Origin of the sequence: Neorhizobium alkalisoli (genome assembly GCF_002968635.1) — a bacterium.
Lineage (GTDB): Bacteria > Pseudomonadota > Alphaproteobacteria > Rhizobiales > Rhizobiaceae > Neorhizobium > Neorhizobium alkalisoli.
In genome coordinates this window covers 200,530-221,829 of sequence record NZ_PVBN01000005.1, presented here as the reverse complement: position 1 = coordinate 221,829, position 21,300 = coordinate 200,530, and the positions used below count along the sequence as shown (strand labels likewise).

Annotated in this window: 24 protein-coding genes and 2 pseudogenes; 7 read left to right on the top strand and 19 right to left on the bottom strand. The window is 62.0% G+C overall.

Annotation, left to right across the window (positions count from 1 at the left end; translation table 11 throughout):
- Positions 1 to 40 precede the first annotated feature (40 nt).
- A complete protein-coding gene (locus tag C5L13_RS13455; RefSeq protein WP_158693448.1) occupies positions 41 to 253 on the top strand; it encodes a hypothetical protein in 213 nt (70 codons plus the stop codon).
- Positions 254 to 326: 73 nt separating this feature from the next.
- Positions 327 to 698 (top strand): hypothetical protein, encoded by a 372-nt coding sequence (locus tag C5L13_RS13450; RefSeq protein WP_105383789.1) that lies wholly within the window; start codon positions 327 to 329, stop codon positions 696 to 698.
- On the opposite strand, the gene C5L13_RS13445 is transcribed toward C5L13_RS13450, so the two are convergent.
- Entirely contained in the window at positions 695 to 1,183 is a 489-nt protein-coding gene (locus tag C5L13_RS13445) for a YbaK/EbsC family protein (protein ID WP_105383956.1), read from the bottom strand. The genes C5L13_RS13450 and C5L13_RS13445 overlap by 4 nt on opposite strands.
- Positions 1,184 to 1,644: 461 nt before the next feature.
- On the opposite strand from C5L13_RS13445, the gene C5L13_RS13440 reads away from it, so the two are divergent.
- Positions 1,645 to 1,854: a cold-shock protein gene (locus tag C5L13_RS13440; RefSeq protein ID WP_105374924.1), complete on the top strand. Its 210-nt coding sequence runs from the start codon at positions 1,645 to 1,647 to the stop codon at positions 1,852 to 1,854.
- A 426-nt stretch (positions 1,855 to 2,280) separates the two neighbouring features.
- Here the strand turns inward: C5L13_RS13440 and C5L13_RS13435 are convergent, their stop codons facing one another.
- The 4 genes and pseudogenes from C5L13_RS13435 to C5L13_RS29280 form a co-directional block, all read right to left on the bottom strand.
- Positions 2,281 to 3,669 (bottom strand): dipeptidase, encoded by a 1,389-nt coding sequence (locus C5L13_RS13435; RefSeq protein WP_105383788.1) that lies wholly within the window; start codon positions 3,667 to 3,669, stop codon positions 2,281 to 2,283.
- Between the two features lie 127 nt (positions 3,670 to 3,796).
- Entirely contained in the window at positions 3,797 to 5,005 is a 1,209-nt protein-coding gene (arsK, locus tag C5L13_RS13430) for an arsenite efflux MFS transporter ArsK (protein WP_105383787.1), read from the bottom strand.
- A gap of 13 nt (positions 5,006 to 5,018) precedes the next feature.
- Positions 5,019 to 5,459, bottom strand: a pseudogene (arsN2, locus tag C5L13_RS13425) (arsenic resistance N-acetyltransferase ArsN2); the annotation flags it as partial.
- 75 nt (positions 5,460 to 5,534) lie between these two features.
- Positions 5,535 to 5,876: pseudogene (locus C5L13_RS29280) on the bottom strand (ArsR/SmtB family transcription factor); the annotation flags it as partial.
- A 42-nt stretch (positions 5,877 to 5,918) separates the two neighbouring features.
- On the opposite strand from C5L13_RS29280, the gene C5L13_RS13420 reads away from it, so the two are divergent.
- Positions 5,919 to 6,437 carry a DUF6428 family protein gene (locus C5L13_RS13420; protein ID WP_105383786.1) on the top strand — a complete coding sequence of 173 codons (519 nt, stop codon included), beginning with the start codon at positions 5,919 to 5,921 and terminating at the stop codon, positions 6,435 to 6,437.
- Between the two features lie 23 nt (positions 6,438 to 6,460).
- On the opposite strand, the gene C5L13_RS13415 is transcribed toward C5L13_RS13420, so the two are convergent.
- The gene (locus C5L13_RS13415; protein WP_105383954.1) at positions 6,461 to 6,892 is read right to left on the bottom strand and encodes a MarR family winged helix-turn-helix transcriptional regulator; all 432 of its coding nucleotides are present in this window, start codon (positions 6,890 to 6,892) and stop codon (positions 6,461 to 6,463) included.
- A 407-nt stretch (positions 6,893 to 7,299) separates the two neighbouring features.
- Here C5L13_RS13415 and polA point away from each other — a divergent pair, with 407 nt between their 5' ends.
- Positions 7,300 to 10,284 (top strand): DNA polymerase I, encoded by a 2,985-nt coding sequence (gene polA, locus C5L13_RS13410; protein ID WP_105383785.1) that lies wholly within the window; start codon positions 7,300 to 7,302, stop codon positions 10,282 to 10,284.
- 5 nt (positions 10,285 to 10,289) lie between these two features.
- Here polA and C5L13_RS13405 read toward each other — a convergent pair whose 3' ends face one another.
- The 8 genes from C5L13_RS13405 to C5L13_RS13370 all read right to left on the bottom strand — a co-directional run bounded on the left by C5L13_RS13405 (position 10,290) and on the right by C5L13_RS13370 (position 16,435).
- Positions 10,290 to 10,583: a hypothetical protein gene (locus tag C5L13_RS13405; protein WP_105383784.1), complete on the bottom strand. Its 294-nt coding sequence runs from the start codon at positions 10,581 to 10,583 to the stop codon at positions 10,290 to 10,292.
- A gap of 81 nt (positions 10,584 to 10,664) precedes the next feature.
- Entirely contained in the window at positions 10,665 to 11,252 is a 588-nt protein-coding gene (phnN, locus tag C5L13_RS13400; protein WP_105383783.1) for a phosphonate metabolism protein/1,5-bisphosphokinase (PRPP-forming) PhnN, read from the bottom strand.
- Positions 11,252 to 12,391, bottom strand: a complete 1,140-nt coding sequence (locus C5L13_RS13395) for an alpha-D-ribose 1-methylphosphonate 5-triphosphate diphosphatase (RefSeq protein WP_105383782.1) — start codon at positions 12,389 to 12,391, stop codon at positions 11,252 to 11,254. The genes phnN and C5L13_RS13395 overlap by 1 nt, the downstream gene beginning before the upstream one ends.
- Complete coding sequence (locus C5L13_RS13390) at positions 12,388 to 13,101, bottom strand: DUF1045 domain-containing protein (protein ID WP_105383781.1); 714 nt, start codon at positions 13,099 to 13,101, stop codon at positions 12,388 to 12,390. Before C5L13_RS13390 ends, C5L13_RS13395 begins: the two co-directional genes overlap by 4 nt.
- Positions 13,102 to 13,203: 102 nt before the next feature.
- The gene (locus C5L13_RS13385; protein WP_105383780.1) at positions 13,204 to 13,818 is read right to left on the bottom strand and encodes a DapH/DapD/GlmU-related protein; all 615 of its coding nucleotides are present in this window, start codon (positions 13,816 to 13,818) and stop codon (positions 13,204 to 13,206) included.
- Positions 13,815 to 14,522 (bottom strand): phosphonate C-P lyase system protein PhnL, encoded by a 708-nt coding sequence (phnL, locus tag C5L13_RS13380; protein WP_105383779.1) that lies wholly within the window; start codon positions 14,520 to 14,522, stop codon positions 13,815 to 13,817. The genes C5L13_RS13385 and phnL overlap by 4 nt, the downstream gene beginning before the upstream one ends.
- Before the next feature lie 70 nt (positions 14,523 to 14,592).
- Entirely contained in the window at positions 14,593 to 15,369 is a 777-nt protein-coding gene (phnK, locus tag C5L13_RS13375) for a phosphonate C-P lyase system protein PhnK (RefSeq protein ID WP_105383778.1), read from the bottom strand.
- A 184-nt stretch (positions 15,370 to 15,553) separates the two neighbouring features.
- Positions 15,554 to 16,435, bottom strand: coding sequence for an alpha-D-ribose 1-methylphosphonate 5-phosphate C-P-lyase PhnJ (locus C5L13_RS13370; protein WP_105383777.1), 882 nt, complete (start codon positions 16,433 to 16,435; stop codon positions 15,554 to 15,556).
- Positions 16,436 to 16,470: 35 nt separating this feature from the next.
- Here C5L13_RS13370 and C5L13_RS28750 point away from each other — a divergent pair, with 35 nt between their 5' ends.
- Entirely contained in the window at positions 16,471 to 16,614 is a 144-nt protein-coding gene (locus C5L13_RS28750; protein ID WP_158693447.1) for a hypothetical protein, read from the top strand.
- A 20-nt stretch (positions 16,615 to 16,634) separates the two neighbouring features.
- Here the strand turns inward: C5L13_RS28750 and C5L13_RS13365 are convergent, their stop codons facing one another.
- The 3 genes from C5L13_RS13365 to phnG form a co-directional block, all read right to left on the bottom strand.
- On the bottom strand, positions 16,635 to 17,741 hold the full coding sequence (locus C5L13_RS13365; protein WP_105383776.1) for a carbon-phosphorus lyase complex subunit PhnI: 1,107 nt from the start codon (positions 17,739 to 17,741) through the stop codon (positions 16,635 to 16,637).
- 83 nt (positions 17,742 to 17,824) lie between these two features.
- The gene (gene phnH, locus C5L13_RS13360) at positions 17,825 to 18,427 is read right to left on the bottom strand and encodes a phosphonate C-P lyase system protein PhnH (protein ID WP_105383775.1); all 603 of its coding nucleotides are present in this window, start codon (positions 18,425 to 18,427) and stop codon (positions 17,825 to 17,827) included.
- Positions 18,427 to 18,900, bottom strand: coding sequence for a phosphonate C-P lyase system protein PhnG (phnG, locus tag C5L13_RS13355; protein WP_105383774.1), 474 nt, complete (start codon positions 18,898 to 18,900; stop codon positions 18,427 to 18,429). The genes phnH and phnG overlap by 1 nt, the downstream gene beginning before the upstream one ends.
- Positions 18,901 to 18,983: 83 nt before the next feature.
- On the opposite strand from phnG, the gene phnF reads away from it, so the two are divergent.
- Positions 18,984 to 19,724, top strand: a complete 741-nt coding sequence (gene phnF, locus C5L13_RS13350; RefSeq protein WP_105383773.1) for a phosphonate metabolism transcriptional regulator PhnF — start codon at positions 18,984 to 18,986, stop codon at positions 19,722 to 19,724.
- A gap of 39 nt (positions 19,725 to 19,763) precedes the next feature.
- Here phnF and C5L13_RS13345 read toward each other — a convergent pair whose 3' ends face one another.
- Complete coding sequence (locus tag C5L13_RS13345; protein ID WP_105383772.1) at positions 19,764 to 20,399, bottom strand: 2,3-bisphosphoglycerate-dependent phosphoglycerate mutase; 636 nt, start codon at positions 20,397 to 20,399, stop codon at positions 19,764 to 19,766.
- Between the two features lie 24 nt (positions 20,400 to 20,423).
- A complete protein-coding gene (dapB, locus tag C5L13_RS13340; RefSeq protein WP_105383771.1) occupies positions 20,424 to 21,242 on the bottom strand; it encodes a 4-hydroxy-tetrahydrodipicolinate reductase in 819 nt (272 codons plus the stop codon).
- Positions 21,243 to 21,300 lie beyond the last annotated feature (58 nt).

Below are 21,300 nucleotides of genomic sequence, written 5' to 3'. Positions count from 1 at the left end.
AGATTTCGCCGATTGTGCCCAGTGTGATCGGGAGGGTTATATGCCTAGACAAATGGTTCGCAATCCGGTCCATCCGCAACAGCTCAGCTTGTTGCAGGAGGTCTTTGACGAAACCTGCGCCGAGCATCAGATCGACAAGGATAGTCCCGATGCGGAAGCGTTGGCGCTCATCCTGGTGAACTCCTTGCAAAAGGGTTCCGACGACAAGGATCAGTTGGCAACGCTTGCCGAGAACCTGGCAAAAAGTCTCTAGCATCCCGGCGGAACGAGGAACCTATCCAGCCTTCGACAGTTGACCGATCTCGATCAGCAGCAAGGAGGCCGGTATGGCAGAGCCAATCAGAAATCTGAAAACGCCCGTCAAGACGGACACGCCGTCTTTCGATCACGAGCCCAGCGAAAACGTCAGCGGCGAAATCGCGACGTTGCGGTCGGAGATCGCCAACCTGCGCCAATTGCTCGCCGAAAGAACCGGCGTAGCCTATGAAAAGATCAGCGGGCGAGCCAGCGATGCCGCTCACTATGTCCAGAGCGAAGCTTCGTCGGTTGCCGGCACGATCCGCGAACACCCCGCTGCCACGACCACGCTTTTTGCCCTGATCGGCGCGATAGGCTTTGCGATCGGTTATGTCGTCGCGACGGCGTCGGCGGAAAGCAAGCAGGCCTGGTATCGCCGTTACCTGAGCGACCGTTTCTAGGCGACAGGATCCCCGTTTGTCGCGGGGTCCTGACTGATGTCGACCCAGATCCCTCCGGCGAGCTCCGCCATATGCTCCGGGCTGATGCGGACGGCCGCATTGATGGCGCCGGCGGCCGGCAGGACTTCGGCATGTCTTCTGAGCGACAGGTCGCAATAGACCGGTATCGGCGAGGCGAGCCCAAAGGGGCAGACGCCGCCGACCGGATGACCGGTGAGGGCAGTAACCTCTTCGGCGCCGAGCATGCGTGGCTTCGTGCCGAAGCGATCCCGGAATTTGCGATTGTCGAGCCGGCTTGTGCCGGACATGACGACCAGCACGGTCATCTCGCCTGCGCGCACGCAGATCGTCTTGGCGATCTGATCGGGCGCCACGTCATGGGCGGCTGCGGCAAGCGCCACGGTCGCCGAACTGTCTTCCGTTACGATGACGTCGATATCGGAGGCGTGGGCGGCGAAGAAAGCGCGGACGGATTCGAGACTCATGATCGGAAAATGGCCGAGCAGGAGGAGGATCGCAAGAGGCCAAAAGAGGCATGCAAAATTTGCAATGCTGCGGTGCAAAATTCTGGCTGTTTTTTAAGCTTGGATGGTGTATAACACAATCATCGACGGGCGCACTCCTCCTCCCAGCGCCCCCGATGGGACCAACGACACCTCCTCCTCCCAGTTGTTGGTCAGTTTCAGGAACCCGGCGCACCTCCTCCCGCGCCGGGTTTTCTGCTTTTTAACGGTCGATGAGTCTTGCTGCTCCTGCTGGCTTCCGTCACTTTCGCGATCTTGACCTTTTTGTGGTAAGACCCTAGATGGTGAGCCATCGATATTTGTTTGATAGCCAGCACTAAGCGCCTCCGGCGTCTGCGACGATCTTTCTTCAAATACGAAACTTCACCGTTCCAAGCGCAAAGCGCGGAATAGTCGGTCATTTGCAAGGGAAAGGCATCGTTATGGCGACCGGTACTGTAAAGTGGTTCAACGCAACCAAGGGCTATGGCTTCATTCAGCCGGATGACGGCGCACAGGACGTTTTCGTTCACATTTCGGCTGTCGAGCGCGCTGGCCTCGGTCAGCTCAAGGATGGCCAGAAGCTCTCCTACGAACTCGTCACGGACAAGCGTTCGGGCAAGGTTTCGGCCGACCGTCTGCAGTCGGCTTGATCGTAGCAATACGACCACCACGGAAGGCCGGCTTTGCCGGCCTTTTTCTTTTGGCCGTTTGAGCACCCTTGCAAATCGGAACAGGCCTTCCCATCTAGGGTTCAATGGCGTTTCCGACGCACCGCAGGTCTGAGCCAAGAGTTCAGAGACTGCGCGTAACGGCAAATACGGGAAACCGTGCCGTCTTGAGACGATATCCATTTCCGCGTTAACGGGATGTTTACCGTTCGGAGAGACGATGACCGCTAGAGCCGCGCTGACTTCATTGAGGTCGCAAAGCGGCCGCGTCGGAAATGCCTGTCCCATTAAGAGTGACCACGGATGTACTGGCACCCATGAATGGGAGTGGAAAGGTCGGGCTTGCCCGGCCTTTTTGTTTTCAAGGCCCCGCAGTGGAAACTGCGGGGCCTTTTCTGTTTTTCCCGATCAATCGGCCAGCGCGGCCAGGATGCGGGCCCAGGAGCGGATGCCCTTGTGGAAGGACTTCAGGTCGTATTTCTCGTTGGGCGAATGAATGCGGTCGTCGACCAGGCCGAAGCCGACGAGCAGAGAATCCATCCCCAGCATCTTCTGGAAGTCGCCGACGATCGGGATCGACCCGCCCATGCCGATCACGACGGCAGGATTGGCCCATTCGTCGGACAGGGCGTTTCTTGCCTTCGTGAGAACCGGAGAATCGTAAGAGAGCTGAATTGCCGGCGAACCGCCATGCTCATGGAATTCCACCGAGCAGTCACCGGGGATCCTCGATCGGACATAGGCGCGAAATGCCTCGCGGACCCTGGCCGGCTCCTGCTGGCCGACGAGGCGGAACGATACCTTGGCAGAGGCTTCCGCTGCGATGACGGTCTTGAAACCTTCGCCGGTATAGCCGCCCCAGATGCCGTTCACTTCGGCGGTCGGACGTGCCCAGGTGAGTTCGAGGACCGACCGGCCCTTTTCGCCCGACGGGATCGACAGGCCGACTTCGCCCAGGAAGGATTTTGCGTCGCGGCCGAGTGTTTCCCAGCCGGCCTTGATGTTCGACGGGGTTTCTTCGACGCCGTCATAGAAGCCTTCCAGCGTCACCCGACCGGTCTCGTCATGCAGGCCGGCCAGGATATCGGCAAGGATATGGATCGGATTGGCGGCGGCACCTCCGAAAAGGCCCGAATGCAGGTCCCGGTCGGCCGCCTTGATGGTCAGTTCCTCTCCCACCAGCCCGCGAAGAGCCGCGGCGATCGCCGGTGTATCACCATCCCACATGCCCGTATCGCAGACCAGGGCGCAGTCGGCCTTGAGTTCGGCCGCATTCGCTTCGAGGAAGGGCTTCAGTGACGGCGAGCCGGACTCTTCCTCCCCTTCGAAAAGAACCGTCACCCGCACTGGCAAGTTACCATGAACCTGCTTGTAAGCCCGGCAAGCCTCGACGAAGGTCAGGAGCTGGCCTTTGTCGTCCGAAGTCCCGCGGCCGGTGATCACCTTCCGGCCATTGGCGAGGTCCTTGATCCTGGGATCGAAAGGGTCGTCTTCCCAGAGTTCGATCGGGTCGACCGGCTGCACATCGTAGTGGCCATAAAACAGCACATGCGGCGCATCGGCATCCGGGCCCGGATGATGACCGACCACCATGGGATGACCGGCCGTATCCCGTACCGAGGCCTCGAAGCCGAGTTCTCCGAGTTCGGCAACGAGCCATTCGGCAGCCTTGCGGCAATCCGCCCTGAAGGCCGGATCGGTGGAGATCGACTTGATGCGGACGAGGCCAAACAGACGTTCGAGGCTTGCGGGAAGATTTTGGTCGGCGCGGTCGAGAACGGCGGAAAGATCGGTCATGAAATGATCCCTGTCTTTGAAATGCGAGACCCTTCTCTTCATGGACGAAGAAGGGGTCAATCGTTGTGGCGCGTCCCTTGTTAGCAAGCCTATGCATAGAGGCACAATGGCAAAGCGAGGTTCGCGATTAACGCGTTTGCTCGCCGGTCGCCCGCTCGTTGCTGGCGAGGCGGCCGATGAACAGGAAGGCGAGGACCGCAATCGCGCCCAGCCCTGCCGTCACGCCCAGGGACCATATGACGCCGATCCACGTCATCGACAAGGCCAGGGCGAAAGGAGCGATCGCCGACGTGATGAGCCTCGCCGACATCATCTTGCCCTGTAGCCTGCCGTACCCTTCGCTGCCGAACAAAGCCAGCGGCAAGGTGCCGGCAACAATGCTCAGGAGGCCGTTGCCCATACCGAAGATCACTGCGAAAACCATGGCTCCCGGCACTGAAGGGGCAGTCAGGATCAGCACCAGAACGCCTCCCGGCAAGAGCGCTGCTGCGATCTTGGCAAGGTGGAGGGGCGTCAGATCGCGGCCAAACAACATATTGATGAGCCGGCTAAGAACCTGAGAGGGGCCGAAAAGCGTGCCGACCACTGCGGCAGTTGCGCCGAGCCCCAGGGCGGAGAGCAGCGGCACCATGTGCACCAGCGCCGCAGAGCTGACCAGCGATTGCAGCGCGAAGCCGGCGACCATCAGGGCGAACCCGAGGCGCCTGGAGCGGGGAGCGAGAATCCCCTCCATCCGCAAAGGCGCTGCCGTGTGGAGGGGTTCTCGACTGTTTGCACCGCGCGCCAGCCAGGCATGCAGCGGCATGCAGATCAAGAGATTAAGGGCCGCGAAAACTAGATAGACGTTCTGCCAGGAAAGGTGTTCGTGCAGCGCTGCCGTCAATGGCCAGAAGATGGTCGAGGCGAACCCGGCGATGAGGGTCAGATAGGTGATGCTTCGTTGCGCGACCTCGGGTCGGAGCTGGACAAGAAGGGCGAAAGCAGCGCCATATTGGACGACGTTGGCCGCGACCTCTATGGCGATCAACGCAGCAACGAAGGCGATCTTTCCCGGCGCCATGGCGCAAGCCGCGAGTGCTGCAGCTGCAATGACCGAACCGAGGGTCATGGCGCGGCCCGCGCCCCACCGGTCGAACAGCGAGCCGAGCCAGGGGGCGGTCAGGCCGCCGACGAGAAGCGCCGCGGACAATGCTCCGAAGATCCATTCGGTCGACCAGGCGAAATCTGCCGCCATGTCGGCCGCCAGGATGCTGAAGCTGTAATAGAGGGTGCCATACCCGATGATCTGGGTGACGCCGAGGGCGGCAATGGAAGCAATCGGAATGCGGGCAGTCATAAGGATTTAAGGCTCATGCGTTGTTCCAGTTTTCCGACTTCTTCCTTGCGGTTGCGGTAGGGCCCGATATGAGCGGTTTGGTAAGCAATGCCGCCGAGGCCGGACAGATCGATGCCGCCTGCCGGCTCTGCAGGATCGCGACCGGAGCCGTTGCACGGTCGATCTTTGCAAACCCGAGGCGTTCGAAGAACGGGGCCGCAGAGGTGGTCAGGAGATAGGCCCGTCGGGCTCCGGCTGAACCGACCATATCGAGGAGGAGGCGGGTAGCCAGATCTCCAAGACCTTTGCCGCGATGGTTTTCGAGAATGACGAGCGACCGCAGCAGCGCGTCACCGTCATGCAGTTCGTATCCGCCGAAGCCGATGGTATCGGCGCCCTGGGCAATTCGGAAAAAGTGGCGTCCGTCCTCGCTCAGATCGTCGGTCGGGAGTGCCGCGGCAGCCAGAGCGGTGCGCAGATCGGCATCATCTCCCGATATGGGCTGCAGGGTCAGCGCTGTTGCCCCTTCCAGTTCTCCGATCGTGCCCACTTTTGCCGAAGGGTCGCCGCAGGCCGCGACGGTCGCGGCGGGGGTGCAGATTCTCGGGTCACCGGCGCAGCAGTCCTCCATCAGGAAACGGACCAGGTCTGAAAGTGCGTCGTATTTCGCGCTGTAGATGATCGATCGCGATTCCCGCTGCTGCCCTATAAGCCCGGCCCGATCGAGCTCCTTGAGGTGAAAGGAGATGTTCGATGGCGACATCCCCATCTTTTCAGCAATCGCTCCAGCCTGCATCCCGGTCGGCCCGGCAATGACCAGCATCCGGACAATCTCCAGGCGGGTTTCCTGCGAAAGTGCGCCGAAGGACGCGAGGGCTTGACGTTTCTCCATAATTCAATGATCCTTGAAATATTGAAACAAGGAGTAGCGGAAATGAATGCGATCGACAAGACCCACACGACCGATATCAGTCTGGGCCTGATGCTCGACACGCTTGCGAATAACGCCGACCTGCCGCTCGTATTCCACTACGACGGTCAGGCCATCAGGCAAGGCTATCATGTGACCGAGGTGAAGGCGGGCAATTTTTCCGCCCTCGATTGTGGCGCCAACCCCGAAGCATGGTCGGAGATATTCGTCCAGCTCTGGGATATCGAGGAAGGCGACCGTACCCACATGCCGGCGGCGAGGTTCTCCAAGATCATCCGCAAGGTGTCGGAGCATGTGCACCTTGACGGAGCCGCGAAGCTGACCTTCGAGGTGAGTGACGGCGTGCAGCCGATGCAGCTTTATTGCGCGTCACTTCCTGTCCGGCAGGATGGCGCCCTGCATGTGGAACTGTCGCCGCGTCCGGCGAGCTGCAAGCCGCGGGACCGCTGGCTGGCAGAGGAAAGCCGGAAGGCGGCGGCCTGTTGCGGGCCGTCTTCGGCAAACAGCGCCTGCTGCTCCTGACGTGAGGGTTGCTGAGGGATCTGTCAGAGCTTGCGTGCGGTTTCGACGATCGTTCGCATGTATTCGATCATCAGCTCCCGCTCAAACCGCTTGAAGCCCGCAAAAAGGGCCGCATCTGCCTCCGCCGCGGCTTCCACCGCCTCGGCTTCAAGATCGCGACCGGCCTGGGTCAGCGTGATGATCTGCGCCCGTCGGTCGTTGGGATGCGGTGTGCGCTGGATGAGGCTGTCGCGCTCCATGCGGGAAAGCGTATTGGCAAGCGTTGCCTGCTCCACCTCCAGCCGGTCGAGGAGCTGCTTCTGGGTCAACCCATCCTCCTGCCAGAGTTCGAGCAGAACGGGAAACTGCCCCGGAGAAAAACCCAGCGCCGCGGATCGCATCTGCAGCGAGCGCGCGAAACCCTTGGCCAATTGACCGGCAAGATAGGTCGCCGAACGCGAGCGGTCGAATGCCATGGCTTCGGTCTCCATCCTCTCCGATCTGCCTCATGGGGCAGCCGGATATATCGCAGGCCATGCTTTCGCCAAGCCTGTGCGAAGACAGGGGAAATGACAAGTCTTCTATGCTCTTAAAAACGGAAAAACCGCCATGGCAGGGAGGGGACAGCCATGGCGGTTCTGATGGAAGGGCAAAGACCCGGAGAGGGGGGTAGGTCTTTGCCCGGTCTGGAGCGGCGGGGGACAGGCCGGCTTCCAGACTGCGGCGTGATCAGTCGCCGGTAATGGAGAGATGTGCGCCGCAACGGAGCTTTTCAAGACACGGGGCCATTACAAATCGGTAACGTTCCGGTGAGGCTCTCAAGCGCGGCGCGAGCCCAAGTTTTCGTGGACGGAACGAATGCCCCACGCTATTGCTTTGGCCCATGAAAAAAGGTGATCATCTCTTCCTTATCGACGGCTCTGGCTTCATTTTTCGCGCCTTCCATGCGCTGCCGCCGCTCACCCGAAAGTCCGACGGACTGCCGATCGGCGCCGTTTCCGGCTTCTGCAATATGCTTTGGAAGCTGTTGACCGATGCGCGCGATACATCCGTGGGCGTCACGCCCACCCATTTCGCCGTCATCTTCGATTATTCGGCCAAGACGTTCCGCAAGGATCTCTACGACGCCTACAAGGCAAACCGCTCCGCGCCGCCGGAAGAACTGATCCCGCAGTTCGGCCTGATCCGCGAAGCGACCCGCGCGTTCAATCTGCCCTGCATCGAGACCGAAGGTTTCGAGGCCGATGATATTATCGCCACCTATGCCAGACAGGCCGAGGCGATCGGCGCGGACGTGACCATCGTCTCTTCCGACAAGGACCTGATGCAGCTCGTGACGCCGAACGTCCACATGTACGACAGCATGAAGGACAAGCAGATCGGCATTCCAGATGTCATCGAGAAATGGGGCGTGCCGCCGGAAAAGATGATCGACCTGCAGGCGATGGTCGGTGATTCCGTCGACAACGTGCCGGGTATCCCGGGGATCGGCCCGAAGACGGCTGCCCAGCTTCTCGAAGAATTCGGCGACCTCGATACCCTGCTTGCGCGGGCGGGCGAGATCAAGCAGGTGAAGCGGCGGGAAAATATCGTCGCCAATGCCGATCTTGCGCGGTTGTCGCGCCGGCTCGTATCGCTGCGCACCGATGTGCCGCTCGACCTGCAGCTCGATGCGCTGGTGCTGGAGCCGCAGAACGGACCGAAGCTGATCGGCTTCCTGAAGACCATGGAATTCGGCACGCTGACGCGGCGCGTCGCGGCCGCCTGCGATTGCGATGCGGACGCCATTGAACCGGCCGTGGTCAAGGTCGAATGGGGCGACGCCGCCCGCGGTCCCGATCTTGATGCCGGATCGGCAGTACCTGCGGATACCGGAGAAGCCGCGGCCAGTGCGCCTGCCAACACGGCCAAGGCGCCGGTTGCGAAGGGGACGGAGGCAGCAACGCCGGCCGAACTTGCCAAGGCTCGTATCGACGCCTTCGCAAATGCCAAGCTCGATCCGAGCTGCTACGTGACGATCCGCGACGTGGAAATGCTGGACGACTGGATCAGGGCAGCCCACGAGACCGGCCTGGTGGCATTTGATACGGAAACCACGTCGCTCGATCCGATGCAGGCGGAGCTCGTCGGCTTCTCGCTGGCGCTTGCCGACAATATCGACAGCCCGAGCGGCCTCAATGTCCGCGCCGCCTATGTCCCGCTCAACCACAAGACCGGTGTGGGCGACCTGCTGGGCGGCGGGCTTGCCGAAAACCAGATCCCGATGCGCGAGGCGCTCGCCCGGTTGAAGCCGCTGCTGGAAGACCCCGCGGTTCTCAAGGTGGCTCAGAACCTGAAATTCGACTACCTCCTGATGAAACGCCACGGCATCACCGTCGAAAGCTACGACGACACGATGCTGATGTCCTATGTGCTGGAAGCCGGCAAGGCCAACCATGGCATGGACGCGCTTTCGGAACGCTGGCTGAACCACAAGCCGATCACGTTCAAGGACGTCGCCGGCAGCGGCAAGGCCGGCGTGACCTTCGACTTTGTCGATATCGACAAGGCCACGGTCTATGCTTCGGAAGATGCCGACGTGACGCTGCGGCTCTGGATGGCGCTGAAGCCGCAACTCGCAGCGGCCGGCCTGACGCGCATCTACGAGCGTCTGGAGCGTCCGTTGGTAGCGGTTCTCGCCCATATGGAAGAGCGCGGCATCACCATCGACCGGCAGATACTTTCCCGCCTTTCCGGCGAACTGGCTCAGAGGGCGGCAGCCTTCGAGGACGAGATTTATGCGCTGGCCGGGGAGCGGTTCACGATCGGCTCGCCAAAACAGCTCGGCGACATCCTGTTCGGCAAGATGGGCCTGCCGGGCGGCGCCAAGACGAAGACCGGCCAATGGTCGACCTCGGCAAGCGTCCTGGAGGATCTGGCAGCCGCCGGGCACGACCTGCCGCGCAAGATCGTCGACTGGCGTCAGCTTACCAAGCTGAAGTCGACCTATACGGATGCGCTGCCGGGCTATGTCCATCCGCAGACCAAGCGGGTTCACACCTGCTATTCGCTGGCGTCGACGACGACCGGCCGCCTGTCGTCCTCCGAACCGAACCTGCAGAACATTCCGGTGCGCACCCTGGAAGGCAGGAAGATCCGCACCGCCTTCATCTCGACGCCGGGTCACAAGCTGGTCTCGGCCGACTATAGCCAGATCGAACTGCGCGTGCTCGCCCATGTGGCGGACATCCCGCAGCTCCGCCAGGCCTTTTCCGATGGTGTCGACATTCATGCCATGACGGCGTCCGAAATGTTCGGCGTGCCGGTGGAGGGAATGCCGAGCGAGGTTCGCCGCCGCGCCAAGGCGATCAATTTCGGCATCATCTACGGGATTTCCGCCTTTGGCCTTGCAAACCAGCTCAGCATCGAGCGGTCGGAAGCCGGCGACTACATCAAGAAGTATTTCGAACGTTTCCCGGGCATCCGCGACTATATGGAAAGCACGAAGAATTTCGCTCGCGAGAACGGCTTTGTGGAGACGATCTTCGGTCGGCGCGCCCACTATCCGGAGATCAAGTCTTCCAATCCTTCGGTGCGAGCCTTCAACGAACGGGCTTCGATCAACGCGCCGATCCAAGGCTCGGCAGCCGATATCATTCGCCGGGCCATGGTGAAGATGGAGCCGGCGCTCGCCAATGCCAGCCTCTCGGCCCGCATGCTGCTGCAGGTTCACGACGAACTGATCTTCGAAGTAGAGGACGACGAGGTGGAGCGCGCGCTACCCGTGATCATCTCGACCATGGAACAGGCTGCCATGCCTGCGATTGCCATGAGGGTACCGCTGAAGGTGGACGCGCGGGCTGCGACCAACTGGGACGAGGCGCACTGACCGGCTCAATGTTCCCTGGGATAAAGGGATAGAAGCGCCGTCGACAGCAGTTCGTCGGCATAGGAGCACGCGGTGAGCCGGGCATCGGACGGCATGCTCATTTCATCGCAGCGCTGCCGCACGGTGTCCATGATCAGATTCGTGATGCCGCGGGCATAATCAACATCCGCATTGTCGGAGGTGTCCATGGCAAGTGCGAGCGCGGTCATGGAAACGATCTCAAGCACCACCACGCGGGCCTCGAGGTCGGCAATCGCCACGGCTTCCCGGTGTTCGTCACGCGCTTTGATCTGGCTCATACTTTTCCTCGTTGATACATAAGGAAAAGCAAATAGAGCCTCTTGGGAGACTTTAAAGCGCCGGGGGAGGTTTTCGCCGAATTATCTTGCGGCCGGCAAGCAGCCTTGGAGCGCTTCGACCATCGCCTGACCGGCCGTTTCGACCGAGCCGCTGTTGTCGATCGTTATCACGCGATAGTCGCCGGCGACGGCAAGAGAACTGCGTTCCAGCCGGCGAAGTATTTCAGCCTTCGTCTCCCGTCCGCGAGCCGCCAATCGCGCTGCCAGAACATCGGGGCTGGCGGTCACGTTGATCACGAAAAGGGACGGATAGACGGCCTTGAAGCGGCTGAGGGCCGACCGGGAGCCGTTGGCGACGACAAGCTGGCCGCGATCAACCGCAGCCTTCGTCTCTGCCGGAATGCCATAACGTAGTCCGTGGGCTCCCCAGGATACGGCAAAACGGCCAGCGCTCTCCAGCGTCTCGAACGTTTCTTCGGAAACGGCATCATGGTCCTCGCCGCCGGCCGCCCCGTCGCGCGTGATGACCCGGCGAACGAAAAGGACATCCTCCCGGTTCGCGAAATGCCGCGCCGCATAGGCCATGAGCGTGTCCTTGCCGGCGCCGCTCGGACCGACTACCACGACCATCGCGCCGGACGGTCCTGTTCCTGTCGGTCGCGTGTCCATCAGGCGACCCGTTTGCCTTCCCGCCAGACGGCGCGGACCACCGGCACGCCCTGCTCGTGGTGGACGCGTACCAGATCGGCACGAAGGCCTGCCTCTATCCGCCCGCGGTCATTGAGGCCAACGGTCCGGGCAGGGGTCGCGGTCACCATGGCAAGGGCTTTCGGCAGGGAAACACCTTCAACGTCATCGGCAAGCACGAATGGCGCATGCAGGAGGCTGAGCGGCACATAGTCGGAGGAAAGCACGTCGAGTACGCCGCGTTCGGCAAGGTCGCGGGCCGCGATATTGCCGGAATGGGACTTGCCGCGCACGATGTTCGGCGCGCCCATCAACACACTCATGCCCGCTTCGTGCGAAGCTTTGGCCGCATCGAAACTGGTCGGAAATTCCGCCAGCCGTACGCCGTTGTCGATCGCTTCGTCCACGTGAGCCAATGTGGCGTCGTCGTGGCTGGCGACCGTAATGCCGCGCTCGGCGCAGACCTTCGAGATGGCGATGCGGTGCGGGGTCGAGTTGCGTGCAGACTCTTCCTGCCTCTTGGCGATGAACTTCGCAAAGGCCTCGTCGGTCAGGCCACGCTTCTTCTTGTAGTAGAAGACGTACTGATCCATGGTCTGGAACTGGCGCTGGCCGGGCGCATGATCCATCAGGGAGACCAGCCGGACATAGGGGTCATGCTCGAAATCGACGAAGTGTTCGAGCACGTTGTCGGCCGAGACCTCGCAGCGCAGGTGGATAAGGTGCTCCGAGCGCAGGCGGCCCTCCTGGCTTGCGGTGTGGATGGCGTCGGCCATCTCGCGCATTTCGCCCCGGACAAAGCCTCCGTCCTCGTCAGCACCCATGCGAAGGCAATCGAAGACGGTGGTGATACCGGAGGTGGCTACCTGCGCATCGTGGGCCTGAATTGCAGCGATCGTGTTCCAGCGCACGCCGGGACGCGGGGAGTAATGCTGTTCCAGATGGTCGGTGTGCAGTTCCACCAGGCCCGGGATCAGGTAGTCGCCTTCGAAATCCTCTCCCGTCCGGGTGAGGCCTTCCGAAATGTCGGCGAGTTTGCCGTCGCGAATCTGGACGGAGCCGTGGATCACGCTGTCCTCCAGCACGATACGGGCATTGGCGAGCACGAGTTCGGCGGTCATGAGGCAATCTTTCTGTTTGCGGAGCTGCGCGCCAGCGGGAACCAGCGATGAACATGGAAGGGCGCGCCGCGCGAAGGTTCGATGAAGAGCGCAAGCCCATCGACAGCAAGCGCCGAGTGGGCAAACGCGGCAAATCGGCGGTCTAGCTCAAGGCGCATGGCAGGGGCCTGGTCAGGCGGAACCTGGCCGGTGAGCGTCATATGAAACCGGAATTCGTCCATGACATAGGGATAACCCCAGCGCTCCAGATTGGCGCGCTGGGCGGCGCTCAAGGTTTCCGGCTTGCGGCGAGCGATATCGGTATCCGCGAGCGGGGCGCGGAACGGTTCGAATTCTTCGACCGCCCGGGCCGCGAAATGTTGCAGCTCAGGATAGATCGTATCCGGCACGAGCGCAAAGAAGCGCCCTAGCTGACCAATGATGATGTTTGGGATTTCGAATGCGGACGTGTCGGCGGCAAAGCGTTCCGTGGCGGCGATCAGTTCCGGCTCGGTGCGATCCGGATGCAGCTCGAAGGGCGCCTTCAGCGTCGCATGGAAGCCGTAGCGGCGCGGATCGGCCGTCAGCGCATGGACCGTTTCCCTTGGCAATCCATCCATGTCGGGTGTCGGAAATATTTCTCCGCTAAAGGCATCGCGTCCGAGCCAATGCGACGCCATCCTCGTCAGCGGATGGTTTTCAGCGGGCGAAAAATAGAGAGCGTAGCGCAAGGCAGGATCCAGGAATCAGGAGGGGCGATGGAAGACTAGCCTGTCGGTGTGCCCCGATACAGGACCTCGGCTAAAAGATTTCCGTGACATAATGATGATGCGTCAGCCATGGCGAAGGAGGAATTCTTCCGCTGAAAGGGCCCGGAAATCATCCAGCGCGGCTCTGAGTTTCAGATGGTCCCAGTCCCACCATGCAAGCCGTTCCATTGCCTCGCCTATCTCCTTTGTGAAGCGTTCCCGGATGAGCTTTGCCGGCACACCGCCGACGATTGTGTAGGCAGGGACATCCTTGGAAACGACCGCGCCGGCGCCGATCACGGCGCCATTGCCGACGGTCACGCCCGGCAGGACAGTCGCTCCGTGTCCGATCCACACGTCATGGCCGATGACGACGCGATGGTCGCGCCGCCATTCGAAAAAGTCTTCGTCGTTCTCCGCATCGTCCCAGTAGTTCGCGGCGCGATAGGTGAAATGATGCAGCGTCGCGCGCCATGTCGGATGATTGGTGGCGTTGATGCGCACGGACGCCGCCATATTGACGAACTTGCCGATCGTCGCGCACCAGATCGAACCATCCTGCATGATGTAGGAATAGTCGCCGATCTCCGCCTCATCGATGCGGCAGCGCTCCGAGACTTCCGTGTAGCGACCGAGCTTGGAGTTGTTGACGCGGGCGCTTGGGTGGATCGCAGGATCAAGACCGACCTTGACACTCATGCCGCGGCCTTTCGTGGCGAAAAGCGCGTAACGTCGAGGATGCGGTCCGCAACCGCCTCACGGACTTCTTCGTCATGGAAAATCCCAAGAAGTGCCACGCCTTCGCGCTTCTTTTCGGCGATCATATCCACCACCACCCGCCGGTTCACCGCATCGAGCGATGCGGTCGGTTCATCGAGGAGAAGAATGCTGTGGCTGGTGATGAAGCCGCGGGCGATGTTGACGCGTTGCTGTTCGCCGCCCGAGAAGGTGGCGGGCGGCAAGCTCCAGAGTTCGCGCGGCAGATTGAGCCTCGCGAGCAGATCGGAAGCTTTCTCCTTTGCTTCCGGCGCTTGGATTCCGCGGGCGACGAGCGGTTCGGCGACGACATCCAGAGCCGCAACCCGCGGCACCGTGCGCAGGAATTGGCTGACATAACCCAAGGTATGACGGCGGACGTCGATAATGGTGCGCGGATCGGCGCTTGCGATATCGACGAGCCTGTCCTTGTGGCTGACGAGGATCTGACCCGCGTCGACTGCGTAGTTGCCGTAGAGCATCTTGAGAATCGAGCTCTTGCCGATACCGGAAGGTCCGCCCAAAACGACGCATTCGCCGCTTGCGACGGAGAAGCTCACATCGTTGACGACCGGCAGCTTGATGCCGTCGCGCAGATGCATGGTGAAGCTCTTGAAGACTTCGGAAACGACGAGAGGGGTGGCCATTGATTTATCCTTCTTTTCGCATGGTCTTGTCCGAAAACCGGGGCTCCTTTTTCGGGACCATGCATTTCCCTCAAACCTGAAGAATGGATGACACGAGAAGCTGGGTATAGGGTTCGCGCGGGTCGTCGAGCACCCGGTCGGTCAGCCCGTGTTCGATCACATGCCCGTCTTTCATCACCATCATCCGGTGGGAAAGCAGGCGGGCGACCGCAAGGTCATGCGTGACCACGATGGCGGAAAGCCCGAGATCGTTGACGAGGCCGCGCACGAGATCGAGCAGGCGCGCCTGGACCGACACGTCGAGACCGCCGGTCGGTTCGTCCATGAACACCAGGCGCGGGCTCGTGACGAGATTGCGGGCGATCTGCAGGCGCTGGCGCATGCCGCCTGAAAAGGCGCGGGGCTGGTCGTCGATACGGTCGGTGCCGATCTCGACGCGGGTGAGCCAGTCATTGGCCGTCGCGCGGATATTGCCGTAGTGCCGGTCGCCCACCGCCATCAGCCGCTCGCCCACATTGGCGCCGGCGGATACGGTCATGCGCAGTCCGTCTGCCGGGTTCTGATGAACGAAACCCCAGTCGGTGCGCATCAGGAAACGGCGTTCGGCCTCGCTCATGTGGTAGAGGTCGCGGAAATTGCCGTCGCGCATGCGGTATTCGACACTGCCTGTCGTCGGCATCAGCCGGGTGGACAGGCAGTTCAGAAGCGTCGTTTTACCCGAACCGGACTCGCCGACGATAGCCAGCACTTCACCGGGCCAGAGTTCGAAGGAGACATCCTTGCAGCCGATCCGGCTGCCATAGAATTTCGAAACGCCGCTGACTTTGAGAAGAGGGGTGTCGGTCATTACATAGTTTTCCGTATCAGTCTGCGGCGGCTAAAGACCCCTTCTGGCCTGCCGGCCATCTCCCCCACAAGGGGGGAGAAAACCAGTGGCAAGGCGTCGGTCCCATTCCGGCGTCGGTGCGGCAGGTTAAGCCCCTCCCCCTTGTGGGGAGGGGTTGGGGAGGGGTATTTACGCGACGAGGGGATCACTCCGCCGCCTCCTTGTTCTGCGCCAGCAGCTCGCCGGCGTGCCCGTGTTCGCGGCGGTCCTCGCAGTGATCGGTATCCGAACAGACGAACATGCGGCCACCCTTGTCGTCGAGCACCACTTCATCGAGATACACGCCCTGGGCGCCGCAGAGCGCGCACGGTTGTTCGAATTTCTGGATCTCGAAGGGGTAGTCCTCGAAATCGAGGCTCACCACCTCCGTGTAAGGAGGCACGGCATAGATACGCTTTTCGCGGCCTGCGCCGAAGAGCTGCAGGGCTTCCGACATATGCATCTTCGGATTGTCGAACTTCGGCGTCGGCGAAGGATCCATGACATAGCGGCCGGCGACCTTGACCGGATAGGCATAGGTCTTGGAGATGCGGCCGTTATGGGCGATGTCCTCGTAGAGTTTCACATGCATGAGGCCATACTCCTCGAGCGCATGCATCTTGCGTGTCTCGGTCTCGCGCGGCTCGAGGAAGCGTAAGGGTTCCGGGATCGGCACCTGGTAGACGAGCACCTGGCCTTCCGTGAGTTTCTGCTCGGGAATGCGGTGGCGCGTCTGGATGATCGTCGCATCCTTCGTGTGGGTGGTCACCGCGACATTGGCGACCTTCTGAAAGAAGGCGCGGATTGAGACCGCATTGGTCGTGTCGTCCGCGCCCTGGTCGATCACTTTCAGTACGTCTTCCGGCCCGATGATCGAGGCTGTGACCTGCACGCCGCCCGTACCCCAGCCATAGGGCATCGGCATCTCGCGGGAGGCGAAAGGCACCTGGTAGCCGGGGATGGCGATCGCCTTCAGGATCGCGCGGCGGATCATGCGCTTCGTCTGCTCGTCGAGATAGGCGAAGTTGTAGGTGGCGAGGTCCGTCATGTACGGTTACCTTTGAGCAATTGGGAGGGCATTTCATGGAATTCAGTGCCGAGACGCTTTCGAGCATCGTGCTCTTCGGCCTTATCGCGCTCGGGCTCATCTATCGCGCCACCTTCGGGTCTGGGAAGGGCAGCAGTTTTGATGCGGACGGCGGCGATGGAGGGGACGGCGGCGACTGAAGGATGTCCGGCGATTTCCGTCATTCCGCCGCCTCCCGTCGGTCTTTTCCGCCATTTCGAGTGGCTTCGATATCGGCGCGCATCTTGCGCACCAGCGCAAGTTCGGCTTGAAAATCGACGTAGTGCGGCAGTTTCAGGTGCTCCACGAAGCCGGTCGCCTGGACGTTGTCGGAATGCGAGATGACGAATTCCTCGTCCTGCGCCGGCGCGGTGATATCCTCTCCGAGTTCTTCGGCACGCAGGGCGCGATCCACCAGCGACATCGACATCGCCTTGCGTTCGCTCTGGCCGAAGACCAGGCCATAGCCGCGGGTGAACTGCGGCGGCGCCTTGGACGATCCTTTGAATTGGTTGACCATCTGGCATTCGGTGACGCGGATGCGGCCAAGCGAAACGGCAAAGCCGAGTTCGGGAACCTCAAGCTCGACATCTACCTCGCCGATCCGCACTTCGCCGACGAAGGGGTGATTGCGGCCGTAGCCGCGCTGGGTGGAATAGCCGAGTGCCAGCAGAAAACCTTCGTCGCCGCGGGCGAGCGCCTGCAGGCGGAGATCCCGTCCCATGGGAAATTCCAGCGGTTCGCGGGTCAGGTCGCCGGCCTCGTGGTCATCAGGAAAATCGCCGTCCGCTTCGATCAGGCCTTCGTGGGCGAGAATGTCGGAAACCCGCATGACGCGCTCGTCGGATGCGTTTTTGCGCGCCGGTTCCTCAATCGGCTCGTCGGTCAGCAGAGACGGATCGAGAAGACGATGGGTGTAGTCGAAGGTCGGGCCGAGAAGCTGGCCGCCGGGCAAGTCCTTATAGGTCGCCGAGACGCGGCGCTCCACCTTCATGCTTGCCGTATCGACCGGAACCGAAGTGCCGAAGCGAGGCAGCGTGGTGCGGTAGGCGCGCAGCAGGAAGATCGCCTCGATCAGGTCGCCCCGCGATTGGCGGACCGCGAGCGCTGCAAGCGTCCGGTCATAAAGCGAGGCCTCCGCCATCACCCGATCGACGGCAAGTCCGAGTTGTTCCACGATCTGCTCAATGGTGACCGAAGGAAGCGAGCGATCGCCGCGGCGCCGGTCGGCGAGGAGCCGGTGAGCGTTGTTGATGGCGGCTTCGCCACCCTTGACGGCAACATACATGGTTCATTCTCCTGCCCGTCTTCGGCACCGCTTGCGGTGCGGAAGGATTGGTCGTTCAGTCGGAAGACGCCCGGCCGCGGTTTTCATTGGACCGCGATGTTCGTGGTCCGGGGCAGGCACAACAGGCTCTTGCCCGCCGTCAGGATGACGTCGACGCCGCGCGGAAAGAGCGCGCGGTTGTCGGCCCAGAGCCGCGGGAAGACCTCCGGCAGGCCTTTCAGCTTGACTGTCGTCGCCTGTTGAATGCCAGGGCCTCTCAGCGTCAGAGCCTGTCCCTGGCCCAACGCGCCGATCTCGATCACCAGCGTCGTGGAGCGGTCGGGATATTCCTGTGTCCCGGCGGCGAAGAGGCCGAAGGAGGAGGGTGCCACGCCGGCCTCCACGAACGCAAAGCGGGATTCCGCCTTCTCGCGCGTGATTGGCGCACCGGTATGAAAACCGATCCACTCGGCCACCGGCGACTTGAGGAGGCCCGCGCTCAGCCAGGTCGGGGTGTCGTGGTCGCAGACCGTCAGCGCGATTGCGCCCGCAGCCTCGCCGAGTGGTTCGGGCTGTCCGATATCCGTGGTGATGGTGTGGATCGTCCCCGGTCGCGCCATGCCGTTCATCAGCATGCGAAACACGCCCTGCGACTCGAATACGGGTTCCTGAAACCCGCCGGATAGAGCTTGCGTCTTGATGTTCATCAGTCCTCCCCCCGCACCATGGTGAAGAAATCGACGCGGGTGGCGGCCGTTTCCTCGGCTGTCCGGTTGTCTTCCGCCGCGACCCGCGCCTCTACCGGACCGAGCAGGGCGCTTTCCACGAAGCTCCGCGTTGCCTCTTCCTGCCAAAGCGCGTCGAAAATGGCCGCAAGTCGCGCCTTTATCTTGTCGGTACCGAGCGCATGCGCGTGGCCGGCAACGCCGGACGGAAGAAGGACCGTTGCCCGCGTCACGGTGGCTTCCCCGAGATTGAACGGGGCGCCGCCGCCGCCGATCCGCCCACGTACCATCACGAGGCCGGTTTCCGGTCCGCGGACGGCTTTCACGTCGGGTTTGTCGGGAAGCTTGTCCCAGGCGGCCCGCAGCTCATCCGCGCTGGCCTCTGCCAAGAGGCCAGCCGTGCGACGGCGGCCATCGATATCAGCAGTCGGCTCGATTTCTTTTGCCAGGTCCATTGCCAAACCTCTAAATGTCTATTAATATAGACAACCATACAAGTTACTTTACCTGTAACCTTTGGATATAACAAGCGTGTGACATGGATGTGGGGCAAGTGAACGTTCAGCGGCAGAACGGCGTGGCGCTCTGGCGGCAGATCGCGGACCGAATCCGTGCCTCGATCGCCAATGGCGAATACGACGCCGCCGGCAAGGTGCCGCCGGAAATGGTGCTGGCCGCGCAGTTCGGGGTCAACCGTCATACGGTGAGAAGTGCGCTTGCGGCACTGGCGCAAGAAGGCATCGTGCGTGCCGTACAAGGCCGCGGCACCCTGATCGAGCGCAAGGAGCGCCTGAATTTCCCGATCACGCGCCGCACGCGGTTCAATGAGGGCATCGGCGATCAGGCGCGGGAAAAGGAAGGTCTGCTTCTCCAGTCGGGGGAAGAGCCGGCCTCATCCAGCGTGGCGACGCCGCTGGGCCTTGTGGAGGGCGCTCCGGTGATCCGGCTGGAAACTCTGCGCAAGGCGGACGGCCGGCCGGTTTCACGGTCTACCGCATGGTTTCCAGCTGCCCGCTTCGCAGGGATTGCGGAGGCTTATCGAGACAGCGGTTCGATCACCGTGGCCTTCAAGGCGCTTGGTCTTCCCGATTATCTGCGAGTTTGGACGGAAATAACGGCGAGCCATGCCGATGAACAGGATCGCGTAGATCTGCGCCTGTCGCCGGGAGCGATCATTCTGATTGCCCGAGCCTTGAACACCGATCCGGACGGGATCCCGATTCAATATGCGGTCAGCCGGTTTCCGGCCGACAGCGTTCAGTTCACGATCGAGAACTGAACGGCTCGCTCAGGTCTCGATCGTGAGAGGGGGCCCGCCTCAGTGGGCGCCGGACATGTCGCCAAGGACTTCCTTGGAGGCGACGGTCGAATCCGGGTTCAGCTTGTAGACCATCGGCACGCCGGTTGCGAGGTTGAGCTTCAGGATCTCTTCCTTGCTCAGATGGTCGAGCACCATCACCAGCGAGCGCAGCGAATTGCCGTGGGCTGCGACGAGTACTGTCTCTCCCCGCAGCACGCGCGGCAGGATTTCGGTCAGATAATAGGGCCAGACGCGGGCGCCGGTGTCGCGCAGGCTTTCGCCGCCAGGCGGCGGCACGTCATAGGAACGGCGCCAGATATGCACCTGCTCCTCGCCCCACTTGGCACGGGCATCATCCTTGTTGAGGCCGGAAAGATCGCCGTAGTCGCGCTCGTTGAGCGCCTGGTCGCGGATGGTTTCGAGATCCGGCTGGCCGACCTTGTCGAGCACGATCTTCAGCGTATCCTGGGCGCGCTTCAGCACCGAAGTAAAAGCGATGTCGAACTTGATGCCCGTATCGGCAAGCGCCTGGCCACCGGCCTCGGCCTCCTGAATGCCGAGCGGCGTGAGGTCCGGGTCTCGCCATCCGGTGAAAAGGTTCTTCAGGTTCCAGTCGCTCTGGCCGTGGCGAACAAGGACGAGAGTTCCACTCATAAGATCAATTCCTCCAGGTGGATTTCAGGAAAGCCCGAGCACGTCGAGCATCGAATAAAAACCGGGTTTCTTGTCACGCGCCCAGAGCGCTGCCGTGACGGCGCCGCGCGCGAAGATCGAGCGGTCGCGCGCGCTGTGCGAGAGCGTCACGAGTTCGCCTTCCCCGGCAAGGATGACGGAATGGTCGCCGACGACCGAGCCGCCGCGCAGCGTCGCAAAGCCGATCGTTCCGGCAGGGCGCGGCCCAGTGTGACCGTCGCGTACGCGCACCGACTGGCTGGCCAGATCGATGTCGCGACCCTTGGCCGCCGCTTCGCCGAGAAGCAGCGCGGTGCCGGACGGCGCGTCGACCTTGTGCTTATGGTGCATTTCCACGATCTCGATGTCCCAGCCCGCGGCCGGCAGCGCCTTTGCCGCCTGAGCGGCCAGGACGCCGAGCAGATTGACGCCGAGGCTCATATTGCCGGATTTGACGACGCGGGCGTGGCGGGCGGCTGCCTGGAATTTCTCCTCGTCCCCGACCGAGCAGCCGGTCGTTCCGATCACATGGACGATACGTGCCTGCGCAGCAAGACCGGCGAACGCGACGCTTGTTGCCGGCGTGGTGAAATCGAGCACGCCTTCCGCATCCAGGAAGGCCTGTAGGGGATCGGTGGTGACTGGAACTCCGAGCGGTCCGACACCGGCGAGCTCTCCGGCATCCTTGCCGATAAAGGCCGAACCTTCCCGCCCGACGGCCGCATGCAGCTTTACGCCTTCGGTTTCATGGATCACTCGGATCAGGGCCTGACCCATCCGGCCTGCCGCCCCGACCACTACGAGTTTCATGTCGCTATTGCTCATTCCGCCTCACCAGCCGACACATCACGGCATCTGCTCCATGCCGCGTCGATAGCAGAGA

Bases quoted from the DNA above. Each gene is read 5' to 3' on its own strand.
- C5L13_RS13455 (WP_158693448.1), top strand. From the start codon at position 41: ATGCCTAGACAAATGGTTCGCAATCCGGTCCATCCGCAACAGCTCAGC.
- C5L13_RS13450 (WP_105383789.1), top strand. From the start codon at position 327: ATGGCAGAGCCAATCAGAAATCTGAAAACGCCCGTCAAGACGGACACG.
- C5L13_RS13445 (WP_105383956.1), bottom strand. From the start codon at position 1,183: ATGAGTCTCGAATCCGTCCGCGCTTTCTTCGCCGCCCACGCCTCCGAT.
- C5L13_RS13440 (WP_105374924.1), top strand. From the start codon at position 1,645: ATGGCGACCGGTACTGTAAAGTGGTTCAACGCAACCAAGGGCTATGGC.
- C5L13_RS13435 (WP_105383788.1), bottom strand. From the start codon at position 3,669: ATGACCGATCTTTCCGCCGTTCTCGACCGCGCCGACCAAAATCTTCCC.
- arsK (WP_105383787.1), bottom strand. From the start codon at position 5,005: ATGACTGCCCGCATTCCGATTGCTTCCATTGCCGCCCTCGGCGTCACC.
- C5L13_RS13420 (WP_105383786.1), top strand. From the start codon at position 5,919: ATGAATGCGATCGACAAGACCCACACGACCGATATCAGTCTGGGCCTG.
- C5L13_RS13415 (WP_105383954.1), bottom strand. From the start codon at position 6,892: ATGGCATTCGACCGCTCGCGTTCGGCGACCTATCTTGCCGGTCAATTG.
- polA (WP_105383785.1), top strand. From the start codon at position 7,300: ATGAAAAAAGGTGATCATCTCTTCCTTATCGACGGCTCTGGCTTCATT.
- C5L13_RS13405 (WP_105383784.1), bottom strand. From the start codon at position 10,583: ATGAGCCAGATCAAAGCGCGTGACGAACACCGGGAAGCCGTGGCGATT.
- phnN (WP_105383783.1), bottom strand. From the start codon at position 11,252: ATGGACACGCGACCGACAGGAACAGGACCGTCCGGCGCGATGGTCGTG.
- C5L13_RS13395 (WP_105383782.1), bottom strand. From the start codon at position 12,391: ATGACCGCCGAACTCGTGCTCGCCAATGCCCGTATCGTGCTGGAGGAC.
- C5L13_RS13385 (WP_105383780.1), bottom strand. From the start codon at position 13,818: ATGAGTGTCAAGGTCGGTCTTGATCCTGCGATCCACCCAAGCGCCCGC.
- phnL (WP_105383779.1), bottom strand. From the start codon at position 14,522: ATGGCCACCCCTCTCGTCGTTTCCGAAGTCTTCAAGAGCTTCACCATG.
- phnK (WP_105383778.1), bottom strand. From the start codon at position 15,369: ATGACCGACACCCCTCTTCTCAAAGTCAGCGGCGTTTCGAAATTCTAT.
- C5L13_RS13370 (WP_105383777.1), bottom strand. From the start codon at position 16,435: ATGACGGACCTCGCCACCTACAACTTCGCCTATCTCGACGAGCAGACG.
- C5L13_RS28750 (WP_158693447.1), top strand. From the start codon at position 16,471: ATGGAATTCAGTGCCGAGACGCTTTCGAGCATCGTGCTCTTCGGCCTT.
- C5L13_RS13365 (WP_105383776.1), bottom strand. From the start codon at position 17,741: ATGTATGTTGCCGTCAAGGGTGGCGAAGCCGCCATCAACAACGCTCAC.
- phnH (WP_105383775.1), bottom strand. From the start codon at position 18,427: ATGAACATCAAGACGCAAGCTCTATCCGGCGGGTTTCAGGAACCCGTA.
- phnG (WP_105383774.1), bottom strand. From the start codon at position 18,900: ATGGACCTGGCAAAAGAAATCGAGCCGACTGCTGATATCGATGGCCGC.
- phnF (WP_105383773.1), top strand. From the start codon at position 18,984: ATGGATGTGGGGCAAGTGAACGTTCAGCGGCAGAACGGCGTGGCGCTC.
- C5L13_RS13345 (WP_105383772.1), bottom strand. From the start codon at position 20,399: ATGAGTGGAACTCTCGTCCTTGTTCGCCACGGCCAGAGCGACTGGAAC.
- dapB (WP_105383771.1), bottom strand. From the start codon at position 21,242: ATGAGCAATAGCGACATGAAACTCGTAGTGGTCGGGGCGGCAGGCCGG.